Origin of the sequence: Flavobacterium ginsengisoli (assembly GCF_029625315.1) — a bacterium.
GTDB classification, from domain to species: Bacteria; Bacteroidota; Bacteroidia; order Flavobacteriales; family Flavobacteriaceae; genus Flavobacterium; species Flavobacterium ginsengisoli.
Genome location: NZ_CP121110.1, coordinates 4,938,021 through 4,950,117 on the forward strand (window position 1 = coordinate 4,938,021; position 12,097 = coordinate 4,950,117).

Sequence of the window (12,097 nt, forward strand, 5' to 3'; positions counted from 1 at the left end):
ATGGTTGAAACCACGCGCTATGTTTTGTTTTATGGATTGAAAAATTATTTCTCTAGAATTATTTCCAAACTCTCACTCAAAATAGAAACGGCTTTTTCCATTTCTTCTTTTTCCAAATGCCCAAATCCTAAACGTGTCGCGGTGAGGTTTTTGCTTTGATATAAAATGGTTTTTGGCAGAAACAAACCATGTTTAGAACATTCTTTTTGAAACTGAATCAGATTAAAATGATCTAGCCATTCGACCCAAATTGCCAATCCTCTTGGAGGTACTTTAAACTTGATTTTGCCTTTCAGTTTTTCATTAAGAATTGAAACAAAATAATCGCGACGTTCTTTATAGATTTTTTTATTTTTCTTTGAAAGACGGTGCACTTCGCCTTCAGTAATCCATTCGGTAAGAACTTGTTCTTTTATGACATCAATTCTGGGTTCTAAGATGTTTTGATGCTTTTCGAGTTCTTTGATAAATTCGGCAGGTGCGGCGACAAAACCGTAGCTAAAACCAGATGGTAGTGATTTTCCGAAAGAACCAATATAAACTACTTTCTGATTTGAGTCAAAAGCAGCCAATGGCAAAACAGGATTATTATCATAATGAAATTCAAAATCGTAATCGTCTTCCAAAATCACAAACCCGTATTGATTGGCCAATTCCAGCACTTCGATTCTTTTTTTAGCGCTAAGCGAAATAGTGGTTGGATAATGATAATTGGATGTCAAATATAAAACCCTGATTTTGGTTGTTTCGCAGATTTCTTTTAGCTTTTTGGTGTCAATTCCATCTTCATTTACCGGAATAGAAATGATCTGCGCTCCCGTATTGGTCAGCGTCATGTTTGACATATAATATCCGGCGAAGCTACGATGACTTTATCGCCTGGAGTAATAAGCACTTTTGTAACCAGATACAAAGCGATTTCGTGACTGCTTGTTGTAAGAAGGTTAGAAGTCGAAATACGAATTCCACGGGTAAGATTGAGATAATTGGAAAAATGAGTTTTAAAATTCGAATGCGAACGAAGTTCTATCTGTTCGTAAGTTTTAGAGGTTTTTCGTCTTTTTAATTTCGAAACATATAATCTGGCCAAAACATCGGTTTGAACCAATCGCAAATCGGGCATTCCGTCATTAAATTGATATGGCAAATTGCTAATTTCAATCGGACTTTCAAGAATAGTAGAACGCTGAAAACTAAAGCCGATATTATCTGAAGTGGTATTTTGTTCTTTCGAAATACTAAATTCAGCTTTGTTTTTTTGTTTTTGCTGAGATAAAATGAAAGTTCCTTTGTTGGGAAGTGTTTCAATCCAACCTTGTGATTCTAAATCCTGAAAGGCTTTGATTAAAGTGTTTCGGTTAACAGAAAGCACTTTACATAAAATTCTAGTACCGGGAAGTTTGGTACCTTCGGGAAGAAAACCTGTTTGTATGGCTTTGATAAATTCAAAAACAAGCTGTAAGTAAATAGCAGTGCTTTCTTCTGGTTTAAGCTGAATAAAGCTTTTAAAAGGAATTTCAACCGGACTATCCATAATTTATAAACTGACACTTTTGTTGGTACGGCAAGATACTGCTTTTCTTAAAATTTTCAAGAAAAAAGAAAAGTGATCTTTACATAAGTGCTAGAACGATGACCAAATCAAACTATTAAGTCCGGCTAAAATATTATTTAACCGACTTACACTTTAAAAATCAGTTTCTTTTTGTAGAAAATCCATAAGATAAACGACCAGAAAACAGCATAAGATAAAGCATAAGCGAGTGATGCATTTAATGGGTTTTCAAAACAAGGAACAATTCCGTGGTTATATATATACGCTTGAAGTCCAATTTCTTCTCCGGCTTTTTCAGGGTCGGCTACTTTTATACCGCTTAGAACTCTCGGAATTATTCCAGAAAAGAAAAATACGATCATTGGGTTTACACCCCAGATCAGGAATAATTTAGTCCATTTTTTATGTCCTTTAATATCGATTATATAGTACAAAAGCGTTAAACATAATGTTGCAATTCCGGCTGTGTATAAAACATAAGAACTTGTCCAGAGCGATTTGTTAATAGGGAAGAAGATGTTCCAAATTAAACCTCCAATTACTAAACCAGTTCCTGCAATGGCGGTCTTTTTTACGATTTCCATTTTATCGACAGATAAATTTAACAGCTGACCAATGTACATTCCTAAAATTCCAGTTCCAATGGCTGGCAAAGTGCTTAAGATTCCTTCTGGATCCCAAGTTTTAGATGAAGCCCATAAATGTCCGTTTAGAAGTGTATCGTCTATCCAAGCGGCAAGATTGGTTCCTTTGTCGAAATTGGCAGGACCAAATCCAGGAACGGGAACAAAAGCCATTACAAGCCAATATCCAATTAAAAGCGTGGCTAAAACTAAAAGCTGTGTTTTTAAATTAGTTTTTAAATACAAAATAGAAGTAAAGAAATACACAATGGCAATTCGTTGTAAAACACCCGAATTCGGGTATCTTCAAAATGCTCCAAACCGCTAAATGATAGTGAAATCAAAATTAGAAATACTCCAACGGCAAGAATGGTTTTTACTTTCATTGAAAAGTTTCCTAAAAGGGCATAAGCAATCGCAAAAGCAATTAGCAATCTTACTCCTAATAGAGGAATGCCTTCTAAACCAAATAAATGGATTCTGCTGAAAACACTTAAAAACAACCCTAAACAGAAGATTCGCAAAGAACGAACTAAAATTTTATTGAAAACACTTCCGTCAAAATGTTTCACAGGCATTGCAAATGGAATAGCCGTTCCCATAATAAAAACAAAAAACGGGAAAACTAAGTCAGTAGGCGTACAGCCATGCCATTCAGCATGTTCTAAAGGCGGATAAATAGATGACCAGCTTCCCGGATTATTGACAATCGTCATTAAGAGAATGGTAAATCCTCTGAAGACATCGAGTGAGGTTAAACGTTCTTTTGTCATTGGGTTTATTTTTTTTGGTTGTTAGATTTTTTTTAGATGAAAGATGCAAGAAGAAAGATTCTTTGGACTTTGCTTTCAGTTTATTTTATGATAGCGTCTTGAATGATCTGTTGGATTTCTTCTCTGATTTTTCCTTTGACTAATTTGTTTTCGTCATTTACTACTTCTGGATACGTTCTGTTGGATAGAAATACATACACAATTTCGGTTTCTGGATCTGCCCAAGCCATGTTGCCTGTAAAACCTGTGTGGCCAAAACTGGCTTCAGAAACACAGTCGCAAGTTGGTCCGCCTTTGTGTACTCTTTTATCAAATCCTAAACCTCTTAGAACGCCTTGATTTTTGTAATAACAGGTATTAAAAGCATCAAAAGTCTGAGGAGAAAAATATTGAATACCGCCGTAATTTCCTTTTTGAAGATAAAGCCGCATCATTTTGGCAACATCCATTGCATTAGAAAAAATTCCTGCATGACCTGCGACTCCACCTTCCATTGCGGCCGCCATATCGTGCACATAACCTTGAATAACCTGATGTCTGAAATAGTTGTCAATTTCGGTTGGAGCGATATTGCTTTTGTCAAATTTGTCTAATGGATTATAAAGCGTATTGGTCATTCCTAGTGTGCTGTAGAAATTTTCTTGGCTCAGCTCTTCTAATTTTTTATGTGTTTTTCTTTCTAAATATTCTTTTAAAATGATAAAAGTAAAATCGCTGTATTTGTATTCTTTTTTTAGAGCTACAGGACTTTCAGCAATGATTTTCATAATCGTATCATGATAATCATTTCGAATGTAAAGATTCTCGGCAACTTTTGTTGTAAAACCGTTTTCTGCTGCTTTTCGATAGTATTTTTCAGAAGGCTGATTGTTGCTGTCTAAAGTTGCTTTGTAAAACGGAATCCACGCTTGAAGTCCTGCATAATGATTTAGCAAATCTTTGAAAGTGATGTTTTCTTTGTTTGTTTTGGCAAAAAACGGCACCATATCTTTCAGTTTGGTATCCAACTCTACTTTGTTTTTATCGTACAATTGCATCACATTTGGCAAAGTCGAAATCATTTTTGAAATCGAAGCTACATCGTATAAATCGGTATCCGCGACTTTTTTTCCGTTATCATAAGTTTGCGCTCCGTACGATTTCTGAAAAACAACATTTCCTTTTCTGGCCACTAAAACCTGCATTCCTGGAGTCATTTTTCCGTCAATTGCTTTTTGCGCCACAGCATCGATTTTGGACAGAATTGCTGGATTCATATTTACATTTTCTGGAGCTGTAAAAGCCAGACGATTTAGTTTTTCGGTAGTCAAACCATCATTCACATGGAAAGCATCATTTATAGAAACAGGCAATTTTCCTTTGGCTTCAATGGCGCCAAAAAGTAATCCTGCCGAAACAACCTGACTAATATCTGAGTTTTGATAGGAAACTACCAATCCTTCAATATCATCAAAATTATTAATAGATAATAACGAATAAGGTTTTGCAAAAATGTCTAGAATTACTTTGTTGTGTTTTGCAATTTCTTTCAACCAAAGCATTTCTTGTAAGGTGAATTCTTGTTTTTCCCAAGCTTTATTTACTTTATGATAGCTGATAATTACCTTGTCAAATTTTTTCAATTCTTTATTTAGACTGTCCAGATTGGTGTCTTTGACTTCTGTAATATTGGTATATTTTTTTAAGGTCGAAACGAAAGTGCTATTGGTGTCTTCACCCAATTTTATATAGGCGATTTTTTCGCTTAAATCTTTTATCGGAAGAATTTCTTTTTCGTTTTTTAAAACCGTAATCGCATTTTCATACAATTTATAATGTAAAGCATCATTTTGCGACGGATTCAAATCATTGTACAAATTATTTAAATCAATCGGTTTGTATTTGTTCAGTCCTGCTTTGTATTTAAAATGAAGAATTTTTTTAACCGAATGTGCCAATCGTTCTTCGGTAATTACTTGCGTATTGTAAGCCTCTTCCAATTTCTGAAAAGCAACAGGTACATTTTCTGGACAAAGCAAAATATCATTTCCTGCTAAAATAACAGCGATTTCTAGATCTCCAGGACCTTTAAAATTGGCAGCGCCTTTCATCGCCAAACCGTCTGTAAAAATTAAGCCATTAAAACCTAACTCTTTTTGAAGCAGATTGGTTACCACATTATATGAAGCAGAAGAAGGACAATTTGGCTGTGATTCTAAACTCGGAATATTAAGGTGCGCGACCATAACAGAAGCAAGACCTTCGTCGAATAATTTTTTATATGGATATAGTTCGACTAATTCCATTCGTTCTTTAGAAAAATTAACGGTAGGTAAAGCATGATGTGAATCGGTTGAAGTATCGCCATGTCCAGGAAAGTGTTTTCCGGTACAGAAAACGCCATTTCCTTGTATTCCTTTCATTAAAGCAAGAGCTTTTTCGGTTACATTGACTTTATCTTCGCCAAAAGAACGGTTTCCGATAATTGGGTTTTTCGGATTAGTATTAATATCTAAAACTGGTGCAAAATTGAAATGAACGCCGATTCGTTTGTTTTCGGCTGCCATATTTCTTCCCACATTTTCAATTAAACTTAAATCCTGAATTGCGCCTAAAGTCATATTCCAAGGATAACGATACGTTGAATCTAATCTCATGGCTAATCCCCATTCGGCATCGATTCCGATCATCAGAGGAACTTTTGCTTTTGACTGATATAAGTTGGTTAATTTCGCCTGACGAACTGGTCCGCCTTGAAAAAAAATAACGTTTCCTATTTTATAATCTTCAATCATTTTACTGATCTGATTAACGTGCACAGAATCTTTGTTGGAATAGGCAGAAACCATAAACAATTGCCCGATTTTTTCCTGTACAGTCATTTTACTATAAATGCTGTCGACCCAAGCCGTTTCTTTATCAGAATCTTTAAAGAAAGTTTTTTTGTCTGAAGTGTTTTTTTGTACGTAAACAACAGTGTCTTTTAAAGGAATATCCTTTTTATCATCTGCTGCACCATTATTTTTTTTGGATGCGCAATTGGTAATTAAAAATATAAAAGCGGCGTATAAACTGATTTTTATAAATGGATTTTTCATATCATTTTTTTAAGAATCAATTTGAGTTTAATGCATTTAAATTCAAATTGATTCATCAATAGTATTAAGCTGAATTAGAAACTTATTTCTTTTTCACTGCGTGAACTGGTTATAAATAATCCTAAATAAGTAATTAATCCGTTTAGTATAATTAATTCATTATCAAAAACATATCCTGCGAATAAAACTTTAGAATATTCATTGATGAAATAGGTAAATAATGGAGAAAGCAAGCAGATAAACGGAACCAGTTTATCGTTTACATGTCTCGATTTTTGGAATAAACCAAAAGCGTATAATCCTAATAATGGACCGTAAGTATAGGAGGCAACTTTAAAAATCATTCCGACTACCGAACTGTCATTGATTGAGTTGAAAATCAAGATGATAAAAAACACCAAAATAGAAAAACTGATATGTACTAAATGTCTAATTCTTACCGTGTTTTTCTTATGGCTGTTTTCTGCTTTGTCCATGCCTAAAAAGTCAACGCAAAAAGAAGTTGTTAAGGCTGTTAAGGCAGAATCGGTAGTTGCAAAAGTGGCGACAATAATTCCCAATAAAAATACAATTGCAGGAACAAGCGCTAAATGGTTTAATGCAATTTCAGGAAAAAGTAAATCGGTTCTTGGTTTTCCAGTAATTAAATCGGTTGGAACAGCAATTCCGTTTTTGTTTGCATATATATATAACAACGCTCCAACACTCAAAAAGAAAATATTAATGATAACAAATATTCCTGTAAAAGTGAACATGTTTTTCTGTGCTTCGCCAATGTTTTTACAGCTCAAGTTTTTTTGCATTAAATCTTGATCTAGACCAGTCATAGCGATAGTTACGAACATTCCGCCCAAAATTTGTTTTACAAAATGGAATTTACTTCCCATAAAATCATCAAAGAAAAAGATCTTAGAATAATTGCTGTTTTTTACTTCTTCAAATGCGCTAATGGCACTCAAATCCATTCTATCGCAAATAAAATAAATAGTAAGGAAAACAGAAGTTACAAGGAAAAACGTTTGTAGAGTATCGGTAATAATAATCGTTTTTAGTCCGCCTCTGTAAGTGTACGAAAAGATAAGCAACAGCGAAATTAAAACGGTAAATGCAAAAGGAACATGATAAAAATCGAATACAAAACGCTGTAAAACAATTACCACCAAATACAATCTGAAAGCAGAACTTATCGTTCGGCTGATTAGGAAAATAGAAGCTCGCTGTTTTGTAGCTGAAAAAGCCCATTCTTTGCTCTATATATCCATAAATCGAAGTCAGATTCATTCTGTAATATAAAGGCAGTAAAAGCTTTGTAATGACAATAAATCCAAGTGCATTTCCTAAAACAAACTGAAAATATTTAAATTGTTCACCGCTTGGCGCGCCAACTTCTCCAGGAACAGAGATAAAAGTTACTCCAGAAAGAGCAGTTCCGATCATTCCGAAAGCCACTAAATACCATTTTGAATTTTTATTGGCAGTAAAAAACGCTTCATTTCCGCTGTCTTTTCTGCTGACTCTGTGCGATATATAGAACAATGTTCCGAAATAAACGATAATAAGGAGAAGGATGGTACTTGGTGTCATTTTATAGTTTTGGTGATTTTTGGTTTTTATAAATAACTCAGATAAAGAAGATTTTTTAATTGACCTGACGGATTTTACTCTGTCAGGTCGGTGTTAAAAACTCCAAAAAATGAATTTATTCAGCTTTTTGAATTTGTATAAATCTATAAAAAGATTTTGATTGTGTGGTTTTTAGTTTTCCTGATTTTTGGTGTGCGCTAATAAAACAGCTCGTACACTTTTATGTTTTTGCAGTAATTCTTCGGCAACTTCATATTCAATAGCAAGTTCTTCCATAATCATCTTGATGCCGCGTTTTACCAATTTTTCGTTAGACAGCTGCATATCAACCATTTTGTTGCCTTTTACTTTTCCTAATTTGATCATTACCGAAGTAGAAATCATATTTAAAGTAAGTTTTTGAGCCGTTCCTGCTTTCATTCTCGTGCTTCCTGTTAAGAATTCAGGACCTACAATTAACTCAATCGGATAATCAGCTTCTTGAGCGATTAGTCCGTTGCTGATACAAGAAATACTTCCTGTTTTAATGTTGTGTTCTTTAGCTTTTTTCAAAGCGCCTAAAACGTATGGAGTATTGCCAGAAGCAAGCAATTCCGATAATCATATCTAAACTTGAAATTTCGAATTTTGCCAAGTCTTTCCAAGCTTGTTCGGTATCATCTTCGGCATTTTCTACTGCTTTTCTAATGGCTGTGTCTCCGCCGGCAATAATTCCGATAATCATATCATGCGGAACACCAAAAGTTGGCGGACATTCCGATGCATCTAAAATTCCTATTCTTCCAGAAGTTCCAGCTCCGATATAAAATAATCTTCCGCCCAACTGCATTTTTTTTACAATGGCTTTAACCAGTTTTTCTATTTTAGGAATTTGCTCTTCAATAATATGCGGAACTTTTTTGTCTTCTGTATTAATGTTTGTAAGAAGTTCTTTCACGCTCATTTGATCCAAGTCTTTGTACAAAGATTCTTGTTCCGTTTCAGGATTTTTATTTTTCATTTTTCTTTTTTTGATTATTGAAACCGAGATTTTTCTACTATCAGGCTTCTCTATTTTTACATTAATAGTTTGATATTTTTATTTAGAATAGAATTTAATTTTAAAAACATAGAAACACAGGTTTTGATTTTTGTTTAAAAAGGTAACCAATCTTTAAAAAGCAAACCAAAGAGAACTACATTTCTGCTAGCAATATATATGTGTGTATTTATGCTAATGAAACGCTTTTTTGTAGGTCTATCAAATTCTATGTTTCTAGTGTTTAAAAAATTGAGTCTAAGAGAACTGAATTAGAAATGTTATTTATAAATCAGGTATTTTGTTCGCATTTTTTTGAAAGATTCTAGATCTTTCTTCCAAGATTGTCTTATCTGAGCTTCAGAAACGCCGCTTTCAATTTGCTCGCTGTAATTTTTTTGTTCCTGCCAGTTTGGTAAAAAATGCATTAAAGAATTTTGTTTTATCGCTGGTATTCTGATACGCTTTAATAAGCCATTTCAGTTCTAATTGTTTCAATTTCGGATAAGCAGTCAAATCTTCGCCAAAACATTCTTTTCCATTGTATAAAGGATCTTTTGCGCCAAAATTGGGTTTTGGAGTAAAACTGAAATTGGTTTTGGTTAAATACGGGGAGCCGTAGATTTGAAACTGTTTCTCAGTTCCGCGCCCCATACTTACGTTTGTTCCTTCAAAAAGGCATAAACTGGCATATAGATTAATAGACTGATCGTTAGGCAAATTCGGAGATGGTTTTACCAATAAACTGTACGGCATTGTTCTGCTGTAATCTACACAAGGAATAACGGTTAGTTTACATTGATCACCATCTTTTAGCCATTTTTCTCCATTTACCATTTGCGCATATTCCCCAATTGTCATTCCGTGAAGGAGCGGAATAGGGTGCATGCCAACAAAACTGGTAAATTCTTTTTCTAAAAGCGGTCCGTCTACGATAGAACCATTTGGATTTGGACGATCAAAAACAATAAGCGGAATGTTATTTTCTGCGCAAGCTTCCATTACATAATGCAAAGAAGAAATGTAGGTATAGAATCGTGCTCCTACATCTTGCAGGTCAAAAATCATGACATCAATTCCAGATAACTGCTCTGGTTTTGGTTTTTTATTTTCGCCATAAAGCGAAATAATTGGCAAGCCTGTTTTGGGATCTTTTCCGTCAACGATATGTTCGCCGGCATCGGCTGTTCCTCTAAATCCGTGCTCGGGAGCAAAAATAGTCTGAACAGTAATTTTTTTCTCCAATAGAAAATCTACTACATGAGTTTTGTCAGATAAAATTCCGGTTTGGTTGGTTACAATTCCAACTTTTTTATCCTTTAAAAGCGGCAGGTATTTTTCGTAATTGTCAGCACCTGTTTTTATAACAGCGTAATTGCTATCTACTGAAATAATAGTTTTATTGGGCTGAATGACTGCCGAATAAGACGGAGTATAAAACAGAAATGCTGTAACAAAAGCACTTTTTGCTATAAATTTTATCATTTTAATACAGTTATTAGTTAGAGACAAAATGGACTAATAAAATTAAGATTTTATCGGAGAATATATGATTGTTTTTGGTAGACTGGGGAATCTAAAAACTAACAAGATACAACCTGAATGAACAGGTTTTTTGGGGTCACAATTTGTTTTAAAAAAGTGTTTTTAAAATACTGCCTCCGAAAAGTCTCACGTCGGAGGCAGTTTTATTAAATTTGGTTTTTTCAGTTTTTACCGAATTACCAACCTGGATTTTGTTTTAATTCTACACCTTGAGCTTTGTATAAATCAATGTCATTCGTTGGAATGTTCATTAAATAATGCTTAGGTTCAAAAGTTCTTGTGCTTGCTGGGTATATTTTTACATATCCGTTTGCATCAACAACAGTTTGCGATCCAACTGGAGTTCCAATTCTAGCACCAAGATTAACGTCAGGGTTTTTATTTGTATCTAAATAATCACCTTTTTTCCAACGGTAAATATCAGCTTGTCTTAATGTTGTCCAGCTCATGAATTCAATTTGACGCTCACGACGAACTTCCCAAATTAACGGATTTACTACTCCAGTCAATTGTTCTAAAGAAGAAGTTCTTCTTGGGTCGTTAATTTGAACACCATTTGCAGAAGCATTTACTCCGTCAGTAGTCAAAGGAGCGATTCCGGCACGAGTACGCACTTTGTTGATTGATAAATCAAGATCTGCGTTTGTTGCAGTTCCTAATTCAGCACAAGCTTCAGCATAATTTAAATACACTTCACTTAAAGTGAATAATGGAGCATCGGTATAGTTGCGTCCTCCTGTAGTTACATCTGGACCTGTTGTAGCAGGATTATTGTACAATTCAAATACATATCCAGACATTGAAACTAAAGCTGTTGTACCAAAAGGTTTTCCTTTGTAACCGTAGTTAGCAGGATTTACCGTTTTACTAAAACGAGGATCTCTGTTAGTGAATGTATTTGTAACATTGTCGTCTCCTGCGTATTGGCTGTTTCCAGCTTGTTGAATAGGCAATCCGTTTGTTGTTACATAACTGTCAGCAGCCCATTTTGTTAAACCGTACTGGATTGTTGAAGTGTTTGTATAGTTTTGAAGAGAGTGCATTAATACGTTTGTTAAATAACGTTTTGCTAATATCACCTCTGAATTTCCAAGTAATTCAACTGAGTTGTAAAGCCCTTTCCAATCTGCATTCAATTTGTAGCTTGGATTGTTCATAATCATCAAAGAAGTCTGCTTTTGCTTTGTTAAGGTAAACGCTTCCATCTTGACCTAAATGGTATTTTCTGTAAGTACCTTCATAAATACAAGCATTGCTTAAGGCTGCGTAAGCTGTGTATTTATTTGCCGTAACGTTTTTGTCATCATTTACAAGCATCAAATCGGCTGCTTCTTGAAGTTCTGCAATTACGTTGTCCATAATTTCGGCTCTTGGTTTTGAAGGAGCATATACTGCAAGCATCATCTTGAGCTAAATATTTGTCAGTGTAAGGCACATCTCCAAATTTTTGCACTAAACGGAAATAGGTATAAGCTCTAAAAAATTTAGCAACTCCAATGTAATGGTTCTTTTTTTCTGTCGACATGTTTACTGTCGGGATTTTTTCTAGCATTAGGTTGCAACGACGGATAAGCGTGTAATATTCATTCCAAGAATAAAGATTCGTAGTTGCAGCTGTAACTGGCATTTGGTAGAAAGTAAAGGCAGACAAGTTATCGTCAACTCTATAATCACTTCCATGATAGTAGAAGAACGAAAGTCCAATTGTTGTACCATTTCCATAACCATAAAAAGTATCATAATTAAGCCATGAAAAGGTTTTTACGTTATCTTCTGACTGCCAAAAGTTATCGTTTGTAAATTTATCTGCTGGATCATCAGTAAGATAATCTGAACAGCTAACTGCGCTTCCTGCTAGTAAAGCAGTTGCAAATATTAGCAGAAACTTAGATTTTATATTGTATTTTTTCATTGTAAGAGTT

General features: G+C 34.5%; 8 protein-coding genes and 3 pseudogenes. All 11 read right to left on the reverse strand.

Going from position 1 to position 12,097, the window contains the following annotated elements; translation table 11 throughout:
* Positions 1–44: 44 nt before the first annotated feature.
* The gene (locus P5P87_RS23490; RefSeq protein ID WP_278020777.1) at positions 45–836 is read right to left on the reverse strand and encodes an aminotransferase-like domain-containing protein; all 792 of its coding nucleotides are present in this window, start codon (positions 834–836) and stop codon (positions 45–47) included.
* Positions 833–1,534 carry a GntR family transcriptional regulator gene (locus tag P5P87_RS23495; RefSeq protein WP_278020778.1) on the reverse strand — a complete coding sequence of 234 codons (702 nt, stop codon included), beginning with the start codon at positions 1,532–1,534 and terminating at the stop codon, positions 833–835. Before P5P87_RS23495 ends, P5P87_RS23490 begins: the two co-directional genes overlap by 4 nt.
* Before the next feature lie 146 nt (positions 1,535–1,680).
* Entirely contained in the window at positions 1,681–2,445 is a 765-nt protein-coding gene (locus P5P87_RS26240) for an acyltransferase family protein (RefSeq protein WP_422854080.1), read from the reverse strand.
* Positions 2,415–2,951, reverse strand: coding sequence for a DUF5009 domain-containing protein (locus P5P87_RS26245; RefSeq protein WP_422854081.1), 537 nt, complete (start codon positions 2,949–2,951; stop codon positions 2,415–2,417). Before P5P87_RS26245 ends, P5P87_RS26240 begins: the two co-directional genes overlap by 31 nt.
* A gap of 80 nt (positions 2,952–3,031) precedes the next feature.
* Complete coding sequence (locus P5P87_RS23505) at positions 3,032–6,028, reverse strand: serine hydrolase domain-containing protein (protein WP_278020779.1); 2,997 nt, start codon at positions 6,026–6,028, stop codon at positions 3,032–3,034.
* A gap of 74 nt (positions 6,029–6,102) precedes the next feature.
* Positions 6,103–7,612, reverse strand: a pseudogene (locus P5P87_RS23510) (sodium:solute symporter).
* Positions 7,613–7,783: 171 nt separating this feature from the next.
* Positions 7,784–8,612 (reverse strand): annotated as a pseudogene (gene murQ / locus P5P87_RS23515) (N-acetylmuramic acid 6-phosphate etherase).
* A gap of 299 nt (positions 8,613–8,911) precedes the next feature.
* Positions 8,912–10,115 (reverse strand): annotated as a pseudogene (locus P5P87_RS23520) (exo-beta-N-acetylmuramidase NamZ family protein).
* A gap of 236 nt (positions 10,116–10,351) precedes the next feature.
* On the reverse strand, positions 10,352–11,332 hold the full coding sequence (locus P5P87_RS23525; RefSeq protein WP_278020780.1) for a RagB/SusD family nutrient uptake outer membrane protein: 981 nt from the start codon (positions 11,330–11,332) through the stop codon (positions 10,352–10,354).
* Positions 11,274–11,534: a hypothetical protein gene (locus P5P87_RS23530; protein WP_278020781.1), complete on the reverse strand. Its 261-nt coding sequence runs from the start codon at positions 11,532–11,534 to the stop codon at positions 11,274–11,276. The genes P5P87_RS23525 and P5P87_RS23530 overlap by 59 nt, the downstream gene beginning before the upstream one ends.
* Positions 11,479–12,087 carry a RagB/SusD family nutrient uptake outer membrane protein gene (locus P5P87_RS23535; protein ID WP_278020782.1) on the reverse strand — a complete coding sequence of 203 codons (609 nt, stop codon included), beginning with the start codon at positions 12,085–12,087 and terminating at the stop codon, positions 11,479–11,481. The genes P5P87_RS23530 and P5P87_RS23535 overlap by 56 nt, the downstream gene beginning before the upstream one ends.
* Positions 12,088–12,097 lie beyond the last annotated feature (10 nt).

Coding starts and splice junctions, on each gene's coding strand:
- P5P87_RS23490 (WP_278020777.1), bottom strand. CDS start 836: ATGACGCTGACCAATACGGGAGCGCAGATCATTTCTATTCCGGTAAAT.
- P5P87_RS23495 (WP_278020778.1), bottom strand. CDS start 1,534: ATGGATAGTCCGGTTGAAATTCCTTTTAAAAGCTTTATTCAGCTTAAA.
- P5P87_RS26245 (WP_422854081.1), bottom strand. CDS start 2,951: ATGACAAAAGAACGTTTAACCTCACTCGATGTCTTCAGAGGATTTACC.
- P5P87_RS23505 (WP_278020779.1), bottom strand. CDS start 6,028: ATGAAAAATCCATTTATAAAAATCAGTTTATACGCCGCTTTTATATTT.
- P5P87_RS23525 (WP_278020780.1), bottom strand. CDS start 11,332: ATGAACAATCCAAGCTACAAATTGAATGCAGATTGGAAAGGGCTTTAC.
- P5P87_RS23530 (WP_278020781.1), bottom strand. CDS start 11,534: ATGGACAACGTAATTGCAGAACTTCAAGAAGCAGCCGATTTGATGCTT.
- P5P87_RS23535 (WP_278020782.1), bottom strand. CDS start 12,087: ATGAAAAAATACAATATAAAATCTAAGTTTCTGCTAATATTTGCAACT.